The following is a 17,584-nucleotide window of genomic DNA, read 5'->3' as shown; positions in this document are numbered from 1 at the left end:
ATTTATGAAAACCTCTGAAATTCGCCAGAAGTTTCTGGACTTTTTTGCCTCCAAGGGCCATCAGGTCGTGCCTTCCAGCAGCCTGATCCCCGGCAACGACCCGACCCTGATGTTCACCGTGGCCGGCATGGTCCAGTTCAAGGACGTGTTCCTCGGCTTCGAGAAGCGCGACTACACCCGCGCCACCACCAGCCAGAAATGCCTGCGTGCCGGCGGCAAGCACAACGATCTGGAGAACGTCGGCTATACCGCGCGCCACCACACCTTCTTCGAGATGCTGGGCAACTTCAGCTTCGGCGACTACTTCAAGCACGACGCCATCACCTACGCCTGGGAGTTCCTGACCGGCGAGCAGTGGCTGGCCCTGCCGAAGGAAAAGCTGATGGTCACGGTGTACGCTAGCGACGACGAGGCCTTCGACATCTGGCACAAGACCGTCGGCCTGCCGGTGGAAAAGATCGTGCGCATCGGCGACAACAAGGGGGCGGCGTACGCCTCCGACAACTTCTGGACCATGGGCGATACCGGCCCGTGCGGCCCGTGCACCGAGATTTTCTATGACCACGGCGAGGAAGTTGCCGGCGGCCCTCCGGGCAGCCCGGACGAGGACGGCGACCGCTTCATGGAGATCTGGAACAACGTGTTCATGCAGTTCAACCGCGACGAGACCGGCACGCTGCACCCGCTGCCGAAGCCGTCGGTGGATACCGGCATGGGCCTGGAGCGCCTCTCCACCGTGCTGCAGCACGTGAAGTCCAACTACGAAACCGACGGCCTCGCCTGCCTGGTGCGCGCCGCCGCGCGTGAAACCGGCGTCGAGTACAGCCAGAACGTGCCGTCGCTGAAGGTGATCGCCGATCACATCCGCGCCTGCAGCTTCATGATCGCCGACGGCATCCTGCCGTCCAACGAAGGCCGCGGCTACGTGCTGCGCCGCATTGCCCGCCGCGCCATCCGTCACGGCTACAAGCTGGGCCAGAAGGGCCTGTTCTTCCACAAGATCGTGGCCGACCTGGTGGAAGAAATGGGCGGAGCCTACCCGGAACTACGCCAGCAGCAGGCCCACATCGAAGACAACCTGCGCGCCGAGGAAGTCCGCTTCGCCGAGACGCTGGAACACGGCATGGCGCTGGTCGATGCCGCGCTGCAGGGTGGCAAGATCCGCATGGACGGCGACACCATCTTCAAGCTGTATGACACCTTCGGCTTCCCGGTCGACCTGACCGCCGATATCTGCCGCGAGCGTAATATTGAGGTGGACATGGAGGGCTTCGAGCACGCGATGAACGCCCAGCGTGAACGCGCGCGTGCCGCCTCCAGCTTCAAGATGACCGGCAACCTGGAGTACGCTGGTGCCGACACCCGCTTCCACGGCTACGAAACCGCCAGCGTCGACGCCAAGGTGCTGGCGCTGTTCAAGGGCAACACCCCGGTCGAGCAGTTGGCCGAAGGCGAAGAAGGCGTGGTGGTGCTGGACGACACCGCGTTCTACGCCGAGGGCGGCGGCCAGGTCGGCGATTGCGGCGAGATTTCGGTGAGCGGCGGCGTCGGCGCGCTGTTCGACGTGACCGACACCCAGAAGATCAAGGCCGCCACCTTCGGCCACAGCGGCCGCGTGGTGCGCGGTGCGCTGCACGTCGGCGACACGGTGCAGGCCACCATCGACCTGCACAAGCGCCTCGCCACCGCGCGCAACCACTCCGCCACCCACCTGCTGCACGCGGCCTTGCGTCACGTGCTGGGCAGCCACGTGGCGCAGAAGGGGTCGCTGGTGAACGCCGAGCGCACCCGCTTCGACTTCGCCCACGGCGAGCCGGTGTCGGTCGCGCAGATCGCCGAGATCGAACGCGTGGTGAACCGCATCGTGCTGCACAACGTCGAGGTATCGGCCAACGTGATGGCCTACGACGACGCCATCCGCGCCGGTGCCATTGCACTGTTCGGCGAGAAGTACGGCGACGAGGTGCGCGTGCTGAAGATGGGCGAATTCTCCACCGAACTGTGCGGCGGCACCCACGTCAAGCGCACCGGCGACATCGGCTTCTTCAAGATCGTGGCGGAAGGCGGCGTGGCCGCCGGCGTGCGCCGCATCGAGGCGGTGACCGGTGAAGGCGCCGTGGCCTACGCCCAGCAGCAGGAAAGCCTGGTGAAGGAAGCGGCCGGCGCGCTGAAGGCGCAGACCAGCGAGGAAGTGGTCGGCAAGATCGGCAGCCTGCAGGACAACCTGAAGGCGCTGGAGAAGGAGCTGTCGCGTCTCAAGGCCAAGCTGGCCGCCTCGGCCGGCGACACCCTGGCCGACAGCGCGGTCGAGATCGGTGGCATCAAGGTGCTGGCTGCCGAGCTGGAAGGCGCCGACAACACCGCGCTGCGCGAGACCCTGGACAAGCTCAAGGACAAGCTCAAGTCGGCCGCCATCGTGCTGGCCGCCAAGGGCGACGGCAAGGTCTCGCTGGTGGCCGGCGTCACCGCCGACCTGACCGGCAAGATCAAGGCCGGCGAACTGGTCAACTTCGTCGCCCAGCAGGTGGGTGGTAAAGGTGGCGGGCGTCCCGACATGGCCCAAGCCGGCGGCACCCAGCCCGAGAAGCTGGCCGAGGCACTGGCCGGCGTCAACGCCTGGGTGAGCGGCAAGCTGTAAGCCACCCCGAACGCGCCCCGCGCAGCCAGGACAAAGCCGCATGGAATTCCATGCGGCTTTTTCATGTCCAGCTACCGATCTTCGGCCAACCTTTTCCCGTCACGACCGCCCGCTCACTTGCTGCGCCCGACCACCCCCACCCCGCCGATCACCAGCGCCGCGCCCAACACCTGCAACCCGGTCAGGCTCTCGCCGAGGACCAGCCAGCCCATCGCCATGGTCAATACCGGCCCCAGCGTGCCGACCGAGGCCGCCTTGCCGGCGCCGAGCTGGCGGATCGCGACGTTGAGGCACCACACCGGCAGCACCGTGCTGAACACCCCCATGGCGAGTCCGATCAGGTACACCGGCCCGGGCAGAAGCAGCGCCGTCAGCGGCGTGGTCACGGCGAAGTGGACGAATACCGTCAGGCACGCCACCAGCGTCGCCAGCGCGGCGAAACGGGTGGCGCCGATGCGGGCGATCGCCTCCCCCGAGCCGACCAGGTACAGGGCATAGCTCACGGTGCTGGCAATGACCCAGGCCAGGCCGATCAGCGCCTGGCTACCCAGCCCGGCGTCGCGCAGATCCTGTACGAAAGCGAGGGCGATGCCGAGATAGGCCAGCCCGACCCCCAGCCACACCTTGGCCGGGTAGCGCTTGCCCAGCCACAGCACCGAGATGAACAACACCAGCGTCGGGTAGAGAAACAGCGTGAGCCGCTCCAGCGCCGCCGAGACGTATTGCAGGCCGATGAAATCCAGCAGGCTGGAGAGGTAGTAGCCCAGCAAGCCCAGCAGCGCCAGTTGCCGCCAGTCGCGCCGCTCCAGACGGCGCGCACCGCCGGCCACGCCGCTGCGCCACGCCATCAGCAGGAAGAACGGCAGGGCGAAGGCCATGCGCAACACCAGCAGGGCTTCGGCGCCGGCGCCGTAGCGATATCCCAGTTTGACGAACACCGCCTTGGCGGAAAACCCCAGCGCCGCCAACAGGGCCATGGCCACACCTTTGTTTTTCGCGAAGGCGACACGGCCAGCCAGCGGCAGCGGTTTCTGTGCTTCGATCATGTCAGGTTCCTTGTTTTCGGCCTATTATGGCGAGAAGTGCCGGCACGCCGTTATGTTGTTGGCGTAGCCAAACTTCTCCAAACACGAAGGCTCAATGGCGGGGTTCGTTTTCCCGGGACCGGCTTGCCTGCTGCAGCCGTGGCGCGCCGGTCAATCCGCGCCCCTCCCCTCTGTGGAAACCCCGCACCATGCGACTCGACTTCATCGACCTGAAACTGTTCACCGCCCTGGCCGAGAGCGGCAGCCTGACCGAGGCCGCCGAACGCTTCCCGATGGCGCTCTCCGCCGCCAGCCAGCGCCTGAAAAAGCTGGAAGACCTGTACGGGGTGCAGCTGGTGGAACGCCACTCGCGCGGCATCGCCCTCACCCACGCCGGCGACGTGCTGCTGCATCACGCCCGGCGTCTCTTGCTCGGCTCCGAGCAGCTGAACGGCGACATGGGGCGGCTCAGCCAGGGCGTGCGACGGGAAATCCGGCTGATGGCCAACAGCGTCGCCAGCAACGAATTCCTGCCGGACCTGCTGGGCCGCTTTCTGGCGGCGCAGCCCGAGCTGGATGTCGTGCTGGCCGAGCGCCCGAGCCGCGACATCGTCACGGCGATCGAAGACGGCGAGGCCGATATCGGCATCCTGGACGGCAGCCTGGGGGTGGAACGGCTGCCCTTGCTGCCGTTTGCACGCGACCGCCTGGTGGTGATTTGCGGCCCCACGCACCCGCTCCACGGCACGGCTTCGGTCGCGTTCGCCGCCTTGCTCGATCACGCCTTCGTCGGCCTGACCGAAACCAGCGCCATGCAAGGCTTCGTGGAAAGCATGGCGCGGCGCAAGGGCAAGGCGCTACGCCTGCGGCTGCGCGTTTCCAGCTTCGCCGCCGTGGCCACTTTGGTGGGACGCAACGCCGGGCTGGCCATCCTGCCGGCCCGCTCGGCGCGGAGTCTGGCCCAGAGCCATGCGCTGCACGTGGTGGAATTGGCCGACCCGTGGGCGATACGCGAACTGCAGCTGTGCGTGAAAGATATCGACAGCCTGCCGGCACAGGCGCGGCTGTTGCTGGACGCCCTGCTCAGCGCCGATCACGGCGAGCCGGTGTCAGACTAGCGAGCGCAACCACGCGTAGCTGTAGAGGCCCAGCAGGGTCATCAGCAGCGAGCCCATCACGTGTGCCAGGATGGCCGCCGCCGCCCAGCCCAAACGCCCCTGCTGCAACAACTCCACCACCTCGGCCGAGAACGTCGAAAAGGTGGTCAGGCCGCCCAGGAAGCCGGTTATCAGCAACAGGCGCCACTCCGGCGGCAGGGTCGCATGCTGCGCCAAGAGGGCGATGATGAAGCCGATCAGGTAGCCTCCCAGCAGGTTGGCGCACAGCGTGCCGAGCGGCAGCGACGGCAGCAGCGCGTTCAGGCGCAGGCCCAGCATCCAGCGCAACAAGGCGCCGCTCGAAGCACCGGCACAGATGGCGAGAATCTTGGTCATGGGCGAGTGTGGCGAGAGGAGTGTCATAAAGCATTGTTGTACAGGCGCTCCGCCATCACAACTACCGCGGCGCCGTGGCCCGCCGAGCCAGGCCTGCATGACACCCCGGCATCCCTCACGGCCGACGGCGCACCAGCGGCACGCCCAGCCGTTTGTCCCGGACAGTGGGGTTGCCGGTGAGGCGGTCGTGTCGTTCGCCCGGAAAGAACCAGCTGGCGATGGGGATGGTGTCGCCTCGCAGGCGGGCGCGGGGGGGGTTGGGCAGGCAAGACATCTGCCGGAAACGCAAAAAGCCAGCACGATGTGCTGGCTTTCATGAAACTTTGGCTCCCCGAGCAGGGCTTACTACGAACCACCGTCGCCGCTTTCGACCTGCCTTCTCGTTTCATCCGCGCCGCCGCCTGAAATCCCTGGTCACTATCTGCCCTTCCCTGCTTTACTAGATATACATCATCAGCATATGTCATCAACTAGTTGGTTGGTTCAGGGAGCTATAGATGGACAACATCACCTTTTTCAACCGCATTACGCTGGTTATTTTTAAGAAACTGTATGAGGCATTTCCACAACCCATAGACTTGAACATCAATGCGATTGCAATGGAAGTCATCCCACAAGATGCGGATGAGACGTTGACATGGAACTCGCTCATGGCAGCAGGGCAGGCCATTGATTTTCTTGCTCAAGAGGGATTTCTCACACACAAGGGGGCCTTAAAGGACAACAGTAAGGTGCATCAGGCCCGTCTTACCCTCCGGGGTCTTACGATACTCGGATCAACGCCTGATTCTCTTGATGGGAAGACCCCACTCATTGATCAGATCAAGGAAGCGCTCTCTTCTGGAGCAAACGAAGCTAAAAATGAAACATTCCGGCAACTTGCGCAGCAAACTTTCAATGCAGCGCTCGCAGCAGCTCCAAGAATAATCACAAACATTCTCACAAATAGCTGACCGAATCTTACAATAAGGTTCAATCCCCCCCTTATCCCGCAGGCCATGGTGGCTTTCAATGCCATCATGGCCCCGAAGCGTGACCTCTCTTTACCCCTCGACACCGTAACCTTCCGCTGTAGCCCGTGCCGTCATACCTTCGACGCCGAGCCGTTGCGGGTGGACGATGCGGCGGAGCTCGAACACCACCCGTTTGCATACGCGGCGGCGTGTCCGCTGTGCGGCCGAGAGACTGGCCAGGCGCCATTCCACAAGGCGCTGGTGAAGGCTTGGGCGAATGCCACCGGACCGAAAACGTCGGCGGGCAAAGCGGCTGTCACGAAGAACATCGAGGGACACCCCACCCCGGAAGAGGCGCTGCGCACACGCTTCAACGCGATGAAGCACGGCATGGCGGCCGAGACGGCGCAGTATTTCCCGTCCCGCCCGGGGAAATACCCGGCCTGCAGCAGCTGCGACGTCGACCACACCTATTGCGCCCAGCAGCCGGCCTGCGTCAAACAGACGCAGTTGTTCATGGTCCACCATGCGGCGTTCGAGCAGCGCAACCCGAAGCACCTAGTGCCGATCTACTCGAGCATCCAGGCGAGCATCACCGCGATCATCCAGCAGATCCTGCAAACTATCATCGCCGACGGCGTGAAGCTGGAGCATCCGGCCTGGGCGGTGACGCGTGAGGGTGACATCGTGATCGGCGAGTACAACGATTTCGAGACCGGCAAGAAGCGCACCATCATGGAGGTGAAAGCCCACCCGCTGCTCAAACCGCTGCAGGAATTCCTGTCCAGGAACAACCTGTCTCTGTCCGACATGGGCATGACGCCGAAGGCGATCGAGCAGGAAGAGCAGCAGATGGGCAAGTTGCAGCGTGGCGAGGATACCCAGGCTACCCTCTCGCTGCAGGACTTCGCCGCCAAACAGGCCGAGTCTCTGGCCGCCCTGAAGCAGCTGGCCGAGCGCGCCAACGCCCGCAAGCAACGCGACCCTGTGCTGATCGACTACCAGCAGCAGAACGGTGACGGGCAGTGAGCTCCGACCGCATCAGCGCCGCGCAGCGCATCAAAATTCAGCACCGGGCCGAGGATGAGGTGATGCGCTATGCGCGGCCGGACCCGGTGACGGGCATCAAGCCGCACGCCCTGTGGGCCAAGCACGTGCACAACGTGGATCTTGACCCGATGCAGGTGCTGAAGATGCAGGAGATGGACGACCACCCGAACTCGGTCGATTTCTCCTGCCGGCGGACGGGAAAAACGGCCGTCAAAGAGATGTACGCGCTGGAATTTCTGGCGACGACGCCGTTCCAGGAAGAAGGCATCGTGGCGCCGCGGCTGCAGCAGAGCCAGACCAACATCACCTATCACCTCGACGCCATCCGCCGCTCTGAGATCCTGACCGGCTGGATCGCCTACAAGAGCGGCCGGCGCCAGATCGCCGACCTGAAGTACCAGTTCGCCAACGGCAGCAAAGCCAGCTGCTACGGCATCATGTCGCAGATCGACGGCGACGGTATTTCGTTCGCCTCCCTCGAGGAGACCGACGACATGCCGGCCGATCGTCTTTTCTCCCGCTTCCTGCCGATGCTGGGCTCGGCGCGGCGCCTCGGCGTCGACCAGGGCGTGAGCTTCAAGCCACAGATCCGCATCACCGGGGTGCACAAGGGCGCGGACGTGCTGTCGCACCTGATTGAGACCGGGGGCTATCACATCCTGCCGCCGGTCGACGTGTACCTGGGCATCGAGCTGGGGATTCTGAACGAGGCCTTCGTGCTGGAGATGCAGAGCCAGCTGCCGGAGGCGGAATACATCCGGCAGTTCCTGTGCATCAACGCCGCGGCGCAGAACTGGATCTGGGAGAAGCACATTCGCCGCGCCATGGCGGTGGGTCTTTCGGCCAACCTCGAGGCGGCCGGGCCGATGCCCGGGGCGCGCTACCGCAAGCGCGGGCTGCTGTCGTTCGGGTATGACCATTCCGGCCACGGCGAGAGCCCGCATGCCTCTTGTTCTGCGCTGGTGGTGTGCGAACAGGTGGGTAACTTCGTCACCTTCCCCTTCGTTAAAACCTGGCCGGCCGGCACCGACGACGCTGTGGTGGAGCGCGACCTGATCGGTCTCTGGGACTACTTCAGGCCCGACTACGCCATGGGCGACGCCTACGGCCTGGGCATGCTGACCAGTGTCAACGACAAGCTGTTTGCGCTGGGGCTGACCGAGATCGATCGCCGCGCGATAGGCGACGGCCAGTCCACCGCCAGCACCTGGCAGCACTGGGCCTTCGCCCCGATCCGCTTCGAGGGCATGACCAAGCACAGCATGGCCAGCGCACTGCGCGCCGCCTTCCACAACGGCCAGGCGGCGATTCCCTACGTCGACGACGGCAGCGACGCCCTGCGCGCCAAGAACAAGGCGAACACACACTGGGGACCATCGTCGCTCGACCAGGTGCAGGCCGATGCCAGCGACTGGAGCAAATTCATCCGCCAGCTCGGCAACCTCAAGGCCAAGCCGGTGCAGGGTGCCAGCTATAACAGCTACAAGATGGCGAACCCGAAGTTCGGCGACGACTTGTTCGACGCGGCCAGCGCCGGTGTGTGGGCGCTGATTACCCGGGGCGTGCAAAGCCATGTCCCGACGGTTATTGGCAGCCGGGCGGTCACGCCCGAGCAGCTGCTGGGGATGCGATGAGCTACGGCAAATACAAACACGTTCACCAGACCGACCGCCCCGTGCTGCGGCCGGCGCCTCCCCTGACGCCGGCGCAGCGCGCGCGGGCGGCGAAAATGCGCGACCAGTGGCGCCAACACTTCGGCGACGACAGCTTCATCCGCGAGCTGGTCGACGCCGGCCTGATTCATGGCTGGCGGGATGTGCAGTCCGTCACGCCCATCACCGAGGACCCTTCCGATGACCATGCTTGATTCCGTCCTGTCCTTCCTGGGCTTGCAGCGGTTACCCGCCGGTGCGGACACCACCCTGCCAGGCGAGTCCAGCCAGGCATCCGACGCCCGGACCAGCGAGGGCGGTCGCCGCCCCACCCCGGAAAACCAGATCAAGACGATCTACCGGCAGCTGTCGGTGGATTTCGAGCTGCGCGCCACCATCATGGACATCCGGCAGATGGATCGTGCCGACGGCCGCGTGAAGCGAATCCACAACCGGGTGGCGCGCGACGTCACCCGGGGCGGCCTGGTGCTGCTGCAGAACGACCCCGACGAGCGCATCCGGCGCGAGTGGGAGACCTTCGTGCGGCGCCTGCAGCTGAACCGGCCGGAGAAACTGAAATCGGACGCACGCGGCCTACTGATGGAAGGGAACCTGCCGATGCAGTGGGTGTTGGACGCCGCGGCCACCGTGGTCGCCGGCGTGCGCATGCCGGCTGAAACCATCCGCCCCAACGTCGGCATCAACGGCCGGTTTACCGACCTGCGAGCCGCCTATACCCAGATGGACCTGACCGCCGGCGCCGAGCTGGCCAGCTTTCCGTTGTGGCAACTGACCATGGCCCGGCTCGACCCGGACAACTTCGACGATCTGTCGGCCATGGGCCGCCCTTTCCTCGACGCCAGCCGCGAGATCTGGCGCAAGCTGCGCATGACCGACACCGATCTGGTGATCCGCCGCAAGCACCGCGCGCCGTTGCGGCTGTCGCACGTGCTGGAAGGGGCGACCGAACCGGAAATGCAGGCCTACCAGGACCGGGTGGAAGCCAACAAGGACATGATCACCACCGACTTCTACCTCAACAAGAAGGGATCGGTGACGGCGCTGCAGGGCGACGCCAACCTGGACCAGATCGGCGACGTGGTCTACCTGCTCGACAGTTTCTTCGCCGGCACCCCGCTGCCCAAGGGCCTGATGGGCTACACCGACGGGCTGGCACGCGACATCCTCGAGGACCTGAAGCGGGACTATTACGACGAGGTCGACCAGCTGCAGGACGTGCTGGCCTGGGTGTACGAGTTCGGTTTCCGCCTGCAGCTCTTGCTGCGCGGCCTCAACCCGGACGCCATGCCGTTCACCATCACCTTCGCCGAGCGACGCACCGAGACCATGACGCAGACCACCGACCGGGCGCTGAAGCTGAAGGCGCTGGGCCTGCCGCAATCGATGGTGTGGGAGGTGATGGGCTATAACGCCGCCGCGGTGGAAGAACGGCGCACGAGCGACGCCAAGCACTATGACCCCTACCCCGAACCGGACCAGACCGGTGCCCCGAAGGTAAAGATCACCCCGGGCAACGGCCGCAAGGGGGAATCCGCGACGGATGTCAGCCATGCCCACTAACGCCGAGCGCGCCGCCAAGATCCGCGAGGCCACGCTGCAGGCGGTGCAGCAGCGTAACCAGCTGGGCGACCATGCGATCGAGCAGCTGGTGACGATCTACGACGACGCCGGCGATGCGATCGCTGAACACCTGCAGCGTGCCAGCGACAGCGACGACCGCGTGACGCTGGACCACCTGCAGCAGGTACTGAGCGAGGTCCGCAAGCAGCTGAAGGAACTGGAGGAGAAACGCGACGGCCAGCTGTACCGCCACCTGGGCGAGGCTGCCGGGCTGGGTGCCAGCGCCTTTGCCGGTGAGCTGCCCCCTTCTACGCTGTTTGCAGTGAACCATCAGGCGGTGTCGTTCGTGCGCGCGCTGGTTGCGGCCGACGGCCTGCAGCTGTCGGACCGGCTGTGGCGCATCAACACTGGCACGATCGAGACGCTGGCCGACCACATCCAGTTTGCGGTGATCAACGGTGAGAGCGCTCACCAGGCAATGCTGCGCAGCATGGGCCGTGGCGAGGGCGTGCCCGACGATATCGCTCGCGCCTACAACGGCGCCAAGGCCGGGCAGCTCGGCCGCCGGGTGCGTGCCCTGATGACGGGCGAGGCCGACCCGGTCAACGGCAAGGGGGTGGTGTACCAGGCGGAGCGGCTATTCCGGACGGAGATCAACCGCGCCCACGGCGAGGCCTATCTCTCGGCGGCCTTCCAAACCGACGGCGTGGTCGGCGTGCGCTTCATGCTGTCGCCGCACCACCGGGTGCGCGACGTGTGCGACACGCATGCCACGGCTGATCTGTATGGGCTGGGGCCGGGTGTGTATCCGGATCGCGCTAGTTGCCCTTGGCCGGCACATCCGAACACTTTGAGTTATGTGGAAGCTATCTTTACTCAGTAATAATAATGACATTGGCCTGAGTCGTGATAATCTATGCACTTCACATTGACAACTAGGCCAGAACGTCATGCCAATCAATAAAATATGGACCAAACGACTTTCGAACGAATCATTTTACAAAAACTCAAGGGGGCAAGCCATTCCCTTCTTGGAAATAAAAAAAATGACTGTAATCATCGGTCAAAACAACTCCGGAAAAAGCAGGCTCATTAGAAAGATATTCCAATCGCCGAGTGCAGAAACAATCATTGAGAACATCGCGGCAAGCAATGAAATAAAAGAAATCATTGAGCCCGTCATCTCGGAAATAAGACAATACAAACCACACACAGCAGGCTCGGTTGCACCTGTTGAAAATTTCCTCAAGGAAACGTTTACAACCACTGACGAACACAAAAAAAGACTAGACGAATATATCGATTTCCACAACAAAGCAAGACAAGGAAACATATCCTACGGCGAAATCCGGCAACAAAGGGCAAACGAGGTTCTTTCACAAGGCGATAGAGAACAATTCAATGTTGCACATCTTGTACAACACTTTGAAAAGCCAAAATCATTTTACATCCCAATCTTGCGTGGAATGAGACCACTAACAGCAGATGGAGAAATACATCTCGACGTTAACTCAAGACGCACAGTAAAAGACTACTTCCCTGAAATTTCCGACAAAAATAGCATTTACACTGGGCACTCGCTGTACGAGCTCTTGAAGAGCCATCTTCTGGGGAAGCCGGAACAACGAGAACTAATACGCAAATACGAAAAAAGAATTGGCGAGGTTTTTTTCGAAAACTTGGAGACAACGCTCATACCTGAGCATAACAGCGATACCGTAGCGGTTAAAATTGGGCACGAAGAACAATTTCCGATTTACAATCTAGGAGATGGCCTGCAGCAAGTAATAATTATCAGCTCCGCAGCATTTCTTACCGAGACCCCATCTCTATTTTTCATAGAAGAGCCTGAAATTGGCCTACACCCAGGGCTCCTTAAGAGATTGATAAAATTCTTGATTGATGAAACCAATCATCAATTTATAGTCACGACGCACTCAAACCACATTCTTGAGCTTGCTGAAATTGATCCCAACATAATTATTCACAAATGCAAAAAACGAGCAGGCGCTGATGGCACGTTTGTAGAAATAGAAAAATGTGGGAAAGACAATGACTTCCTCATAGAGATGGGAGTTCATCCTTCATCTGTATTCCTGTCAAACTGCACCATCTGGGTAGAGGGCATTACAGACAGACTCTACATTAAGAAGTTCATTGAAAAATATATACAAGAACAAGAAACGAAAAACGATGCGCCCCCCGCCTACATTGAAGACTATCACTATTCGTTTGTCGAATACCAGGGCAGCACCCTTACACACTGGAACTTTAGTGGCGACCATGAAAAACAAAGCGAGCAGATGAAGGCTGCTTTCACTACTGCATCAGCCTTCGTTATTGCAGACGGGGACATAATAGGAAAAGGCACGCGGGCAGACGACCTCAGCAGTCAACTTGGAGAAAGCGTCCACATTCTAAAGTGCAAAGAAACCGAGAATTTACTTCCAAAAAAAATATTGGTCAAAACTGTTCGCAAACTTCACGAAAGCAAAAAATCACCACTAAAAGAAAGCATCCAAATCGAAGACATCGAAAATCTAGACGAAACCTTGTTGCAAAATTCAACACTAGGGATCGGACATCACATCGACGTTGCATTAGGGCTACAAGGAAAAGGGCAAGAAAATGAAAGATATTTCTCTGATGCGAGCGGAACCATTTCCGCAAAGGTGAACTTCTGCAGATCAGTTATTGAGGTGATGGATGAAGTTGAATGGGAGCTCAGTGACGAAGCGCGTACACTTTGCGCGAAAATATTTGATCACATTGCGGTAAACAACCCCGATTACAGGGATCGATAGCTCTACCTCTATTCCCCCCCTTATTCCGCACCATCACCACGCCTAATCTGCTACCAGCCGGGCAACCGGCTCCCGGCGGTCTCCTCCCAGCCGCCGGGGTTTTCTGGCAGGCAGGCGATGCAACGAAACCGACACCGACACTTCCGACTTTCCGACGACTCTGGGCGCCGCCAGATCCGCATGCTGGCCGGCGAGGCCGCGCTTCCTGACGATGGCACCCGGCAGAGCTGGGTGACCGTGACACGCACCGGATCGTTCACCGATCCACGCTACGGCCGGTTCGCTATCACCCGCGACATGCTGCTGGGCATGGTCAAGAACTTCGATGCCCGCACGCTGGGGGTGGATGTCTTTCTGGACGTCGCTCACGAGCCGGAAAAAGGCGCCGCCGCCACCATCAAGAAGCTGGCCGTGGTGGGCAACAAGCTGCGCGCCCTGGTGGAGTGGACGGACTACGGCATCGAGGCCGTGAAGACGCGCGGTCTCAAATACCTCTCCGCCGATTTCCACGAGAACTTCCTGGATAACGAGCAGGGCCACTTCCATGGCCCGCTTCTGCAAGGTGCCGGCCTGACCAACCGTCCGGTCATCAAGCACCTCGACCCTGTTCAGCTGTCGTGCGACGCCGGCGGCGACACCCCTGTAGTCATTCACCCCGAACTTGCACGAATCCTTCTCTCCGAGGCGAAAGAAACCATGAACAAAGTGCTGAAAGCGCTGCTGGAAAAACTGGCAGCCAAGAAACTCTCCCAGGTGGCCCTGGACACCGTGAAACAATTGGGCGAGACCCAGCTGAAAGACGTTACCGACGAGACCGAGGCCGAGCGCGTTTGCGGGCTGCTGGAACAGGCCGCCGTGCAGCTGTCCGAGCAGCTGGCCCAACTGCCGGCCGGCCATGCTGCCCCGGTCATCCAGCTGTCCGTCGGCTCTTCGCTCAGCCCGGACACCATCAATGCGGCCGTCAGCAAGGTTCTGGCCGAGCAGGCCCAGACCGCCAAGCAGTTGGCCGAAACCACCGACGCACGCCGCAAGCTGCTGTCCGACACCATCGGCGCCGCCGAAGGCCTGGACGACGGCCTGAAAAAGGAGCTTTCCGAGCGCGTGGCCACTCTGATTAACGCCGACTGGTCCGAAGACCAGGTGCGCACACTGGCACAGAGCCAGATCAACGCCGGCAATAGCATTGTGGCCGCGCGCCAGCTGTCCACCCTCGGCTACGGCCCGAACGGAACCCCGCACATCGTCGTACCCAATGACGGCACCAAGAAGCTGTCCGATCTGTACCGCGACCACCTGGGCCGCACCGACATGGCCTACGCCCTGCACCTGGATCCGAAAGCCAAGCTGCACCCCTTCTGCGCCCGGGTGCTGTCCGAGTTCGATCGCATCCACGGTTATCAACTGGACGCCGAGCTGAAGGTGCTGTCGCAAGGTGCCACCGACATGGGCAGCACCAGCCTGCCGGTTGGGGTACAGCGCGAGGTGATCCGCGAGGCCCTGTCCGATCTCAACGTGCTGGCGCTGGTGCAGACGCTGACCGACTTCGGCGCCCAGGCCACCACCCAGATCCCTTATGAGATCCGCGATACCAGCCAGGTGATCAACGACGGCGTCGTCTACGAGGGCCAGCCGATTCCGCTCGCAGGCGTGACCCAGGCGATGGACATGACCTTCATCACCCCGATGAAGCTGGCGCTGTCGGTCACCAACGAGGTGCTGCACTTCACCCGCGCCTCGGCGATCAACTGGGACGCGCTGGCGCGTAACATCGAGAGCAACGCCCGCGTACTGCGCGAGCTGGTGCACCGCCGTATCTGCAACGAGCTGCAGCGTGCTTCCGACAGCTACCTGGCCGTGCCGGTGGCGAACGAGTCGTTCACTGCCCAGCTGAACGGCGCCAAGCACACCATCAAGACCACCGGTTTCCCGATCGTTCGCCCGTTCCAGGCCCGCGATCTGGCCGGCAACGCCGTAGGTACCGCGGAAAACCCGATCACCGTCACGCTCAACAGCGCAGTGATCAGCCAATACGACGGCAGCGGCAAGCAGGCTGCCGGCACCTACTGGCGCGTACTGTCGTACAACCTGGGCACGATCCAGTTCGTCACCCAGGAAGGCGTACCGGTGACCCCGGCCAATACCGGCACCAACACCATCAGCTATGGCATGGCCACCAACGTGGTGAAGTTCGATCTGGACATCCAGGGCGGCGTCACCAACGAAATCTGGCTGAACGGCCTGGTACAAAAGATCGGCAGCCGCAAGGCCATGATGAGCACCCAGCGTTATGTTCAGCCTAACTTCCTGCTGATGTCGCCGACGCTGAACGACACCATCACCAATGCCGAGCAGTTCGTTGTCGAGCGCAAGCGCGATGGCAGCAATACCAACTCCGACGGAGATCTGGCCACGATCAAGGGTGTCCCGAGCTTCGGCACCAATGCCCCAGGCGTGGACATGGGCGACGAGCGCATCCTGATGGGTCAGCGCGGTGTCGGTGCCTACACCGTGGCCAAGCCGTTCATCACCGGCGAGCCGATCGAGATGACCAACAACGGCCAACCCATCGGCAAGAAGGTCGCCTACGGCGAGGAGTACAACGCCATCACCGTGCCGAAGCCGGTGCGCGATCGCTTCACCAGCGTGGTGGTGTACAGCGCCACCGCCCGCGCAGCCATCTAACCCGTCAGCGCCCTGGCTGCCTGATGGTGGCTGGGGCGGGAGCCCATCATGGAAAAAGTCCCTTATCCCAACACTTCGAAGCACACCGAATTCATCGGTGGTGTGATGATTCCGCCGGGCGAAGTGCGCGGTATCGACCCGACCCACCATCCGAAGTACCGCGCGGCCGAGGCCATGGAGGAGACCGCTTCGGCGATGCACATCGTCGACGTGCTGCTGGCCGGCCCTGTCTCCCACCTTCTCGCCGCTCTGCCTTCACTGGCGATCGAGGACGTGGAGCAGCTGGGCGAACGCGAGCAGGAAGGTGCAGCGCGCAAGGAAGTGCTGGCCGCCGTGTCCGAACGGCTGCTCGAGCATGCCGCCGCCCAGCACAACACCACGGAGCAAGGCGGCACGGGCGAAAGCGGCGCCGGCACTGCCCAGACCGGTACGGAACAGTCTGCAGGCCCTGTCATCTTTGGTGTTGATCTGGCAGCGGGTGCGGACCAGACCGGGACGACCACCGTCGTCGTGCCGGCGCCGGCCGATGAAACCACCACCACGGCCAAGGCCGCCAAGAAATGACCACCCTGGCCAGCCTGATCGCCGACCTGAAGGCCTCGCTGCTGGATTCCGCCTCGTCGTTCATCGCCGAGGACTTCGAGCGCCATGTGCAAGCGGCGCTCAAGGACTACAGCCGGCGCCGGCCGCTGGAGATGGTCGACGAGCTGACGTTGCAGTCCGGGCTGGCCCTTTATGACTGCCCCGCGGATCTGACCGTGGTGCTGGGCTGTGACTGGGGGCGCGACGCCAAGCTGACGCTCGACCCGTGGGACGACCGTTGGCCCGGCACGCTGCCCTCGATCCGCGTCATGCGCCGCGGCGGGGAGCGGGTGCTGCGTCTGACCCCGGCCCCTTCGGCGCGCCAGATCGGCCTGCTGGGGAGTGCTTGCCCGTACCGCTACGGCGCCGCGCACCTGGTCACGGAGAACGACAGCACGCTGCAGGAGCAGGACGCACCGCTGGTGGTGCTGCGCGCCCAGGCCGAGGTGATGCGCGAGCTGGCCATGAAGAACTCGACGCAGCCCTATCAGGTGCGTGACGGCATCAGCGCCACGCCCAAAAACGGCACGCCGTCGTACCTGCACACGGTGCTGATGGACGAATTCGAGCGGAGGCTGACGCTGTGATCGGCGGCGTGCACATCGGCGACGAGGTGGTGCGCAAGGCGTTCGAGAGAGCGCCGGCGGTGATGAACCGTGTCATGGACCGCGCGGTCGGCAAGGCTGGCCAGTTCCTGGCACGCGAAGTCCGCCGTGAGCTGCGCCACAACGGCAGCATGGGCTTCTCCACGCTGATGAACAGCATCCGCCCGGAGCGGCCGTTCCCGCTGGCCCGGGACGTGAAGGCTGGCGTGAAGTACGCCCGCTTCGTCGAGGACGGCACCCAGGCGGGCTATCGCGGCCTGCCGCCGACCCGGCCGCTGGCCGAGTGGCTGCGCATCAAGCACGGGCTGGACGAGCACGAGGCGAAGCGCCGCGCCTTCGGCCTGGCGCGCTACATCCGCGACCACGGCACCGAAGCCCACCCCTATTTCAAACCCGCCTTCGAGAAAAACGAAACCCGCCTGATGGCCATGCTGCGCGAGGGCGCGGCCGAGGGCGTGCGTACCGCCCTGGGCGTGCGCGACCACTACGCCATGACCGGCAGCTCTTACGGAGATTGAC

The 17,584-nt window shown here is 62.7% G+C and carries 15 protein-coding genes; 13 read left to right on the top strand and 2 right to left on the bottom strand.

Annotated features, from left to right (window positions below):
* The first annotated feature begins 4 nt into the window (after positions 1 to 4).
* Positions 5 to 2,638: an alanine--tRNA ligase gene (gene alaS, locus FURADRAFT_RS12245; RefSeq protein WP_008954474.1), complete on the top strand. Its 2,634-nt coding sequence runs from the start codon at positions 5 to 7 to the stop codon at positions 2,636 to 2,638.
* Positions 2,639 to 2,751: 113 nt separating this feature from the next.
* Here alaS and FURADRAFT_RS12240 read toward each other — a convergent pair whose 3' ends face one another.
* Positions 2,752 to 3,684 carry a DMT family transporter gene (locus FURADRAFT_RS12240; protein WP_008954473.1) on the bottom strand — a complete coding sequence of 311 codons (933 nt, stop codon included), beginning with the start codon at positions 3,682 to 3,684 and terminating at the stop codon, positions 2,752 to 2,754.
* A 188-nt stretch (positions 3,685 to 3,872) separates the two neighbouring features.
* On the opposite strand from FURADRAFT_RS12240, the gene FURADRAFT_RS12235 reads away from it, so the two are divergent.
* The gene (locus FURADRAFT_RS12235) at positions 3,873 to 4,781 is read left to right on the top strand and encodes a LysR substrate-binding domain-containing protein (protein WP_008954472.1); all 909 of its coding nucleotides are present in this window, start codon (positions 3,873 to 3,875) and stop codon (positions 4,779 to 4,781) included.
* On the opposite strand, the gene crcB is transcribed toward FURADRAFT_RS12235, so the two are convergent.
* A complete protein-coding gene (crcB, locus tag FURADRAFT_RS12230) occupies positions 4,773 to 5,156 on the bottom strand; it encodes a fluoride efflux transporter CrcB (protein WP_008954471.1) in 384 nt (127 codons plus the stop codon). The genes FURADRAFT_RS12235 and crcB overlap by 9 nt on opposite strands.
* A gap of 497 nt (positions 5,157 to 5,653) precedes the next feature.
* Here crcB and FURADRAFT_RS12225 point away from each other — a divergent pair, with 497 nt between their 5' ends.
* The 11 genes from FURADRAFT_RS12225 (at position 5,654) to FURADRAFT_RS12180 (ending at position 17,583) form a co-directional block, all read left to right on the top strand.
* Positions 5,654 to 6,109 carry a hypothetical protein gene (locus FURADRAFT_RS12225; protein ID WP_040652844.1) on the top strand — a complete coding sequence of 152 codons (456 nt, stop codon included), beginning with the start codon at positions 5,654 to 5,656 and terminating at the stop codon, positions 6,107 to 6,109.
* Positions 6,110 to 6,175: 66 nt separating this feature from the next.
* Positions 6,176 to 7,138, top strand: coding sequence for a hypothetical protein (locus FURADRAFT_RS12220; protein ID WP_040652888.1), 963 nt, complete (start codon positions 6,176 to 6,178; stop codon positions 7,136 to 7,138).
* Positions 7,135 to 8,793 (top strand): hypothetical protein, encoded by a 1,659-nt coding sequence (locus FURADRAFT_RS12215; RefSeq protein WP_040652841.1) that lies wholly within the window; start codon positions 7,135 to 7,137, stop codon positions 8,791 to 8,793. The genes FURADRAFT_RS12220 and FURADRAFT_RS12215 overlap by 4 nt, the downstream gene beginning before the upstream one ends.
* A complete protein-coding gene (locus FURADRAFT_RS12210; protein WP_008954467.1) occupies positions 8,790 to 9,026 on the top strand; it encodes a hypothetical protein in 237 nt (78 codons plus the stop codon). The genes FURADRAFT_RS12215 and FURADRAFT_RS12210 overlap by 4 nt, the downstream gene beginning before the upstream one ends.
* Positions 9,013 to 10,392 (top strand): hypothetical protein, encoded by a 1,380-nt coding sequence (locus tag FURADRAFT_RS12205; RefSeq protein WP_008954466.1) that lies wholly within the window; start codon positions 9,013 to 9,015, stop codon positions 10,390 to 10,392. Before FURADRAFT_RS12210 ends, FURADRAFT_RS12205 begins: the two co-directional genes overlap by 14 nt.
* The gene (locus tag FURADRAFT_RS12200; protein ID WP_008954465.1) at positions 10,382 to 11,275 is read left to right on the top strand and encodes a hypothetical protein; all 894 of its coding nucleotides are present in this window, start codon (positions 10,382 to 10,384) and stop codon (positions 11,273 to 11,275) included. The genes FURADRAFT_RS12205 and FURADRAFT_RS12200 overlap by 11 nt, the downstream gene beginning before the upstream one ends.
* A 163-nt stretch (positions 11,276 to 11,438) precedes the next feature.
* Positions 11,439 to 13,196 carry an AAA family ATPase gene (locus tag FURADRAFT_RS20185; protein ID WP_160165315.1) on the top strand — a complete coding sequence of 586 codons (1,758 nt, stop codon included), beginning with the start codon at positions 11,439 to 11,441 and terminating at the stop codon, positions 13,194 to 13,196.
* Positions 13,197 to 13,313: 117 nt separating this feature from the next.
* Positions 13,314 to 15,878, top strand: coding sequence for a phage protease (locus tag FURADRAFT_RS12195; protein ID WP_008954463.1), 2,565 nt, complete (start codon positions 13,314 to 13,316; stop codon positions 15,876 to 15,878).
* A gap of 48 nt (positions 15,879 to 15,926) precedes the next feature.
* On the top strand, positions 15,927 to 16,442 hold the full coding sequence (locus FURADRAFT_RS12190) for a hypothetical protein (RefSeq protein ID WP_008954462.1): 516 nt from the start codon (positions 15,927 to 15,929) through the stop codon (positions 16,440 to 16,442).
* Positions 16,439 to 17,047 (top strand): phage adaptor protein, encoded by a 609-nt coding sequence (locus FURADRAFT_RS12185; protein ID WP_008954461.1) that lies wholly within the window; start codon positions 16,439 to 16,441, stop codon positions 17,045 to 17,047. Before FURADRAFT_RS12190 ends, FURADRAFT_RS12185 begins: the two co-directional genes overlap by 4 nt.
* A complete protein-coding gene (locus FURADRAFT_RS12180) occupies positions 17,044 to 17,583 on the top strand; it encodes a hypothetical protein (RefSeq protein WP_008954460.1) in 540 nt (179 codons plus the stop codon). Before FURADRAFT_RS12185 ends, FURADRAFT_RS12180 begins: the two co-directional genes overlap by 4 nt.
* The last annotated feature ends 1 nt before the right edge of the window (position 17,584 follow it).

Origin of the sequence: Pseudogulbenkiania ferrooxidans 2002, assembly GCF_000174355.1 — a bacterium.
GTDB classification, from domain to species: Bacteria; Pseudomonadota; Gammaproteobacteria; order Burkholderiales; family Chromobacteriaceae; genus Pseudogulbenkiania; species Pseudogulbenkiania ferrooxidans.
The sequence above is the reverse complement of the archived record's forward strand: the minus strand, read 5'-3'. Positions and strand labels throughout refer to the sequence as shown.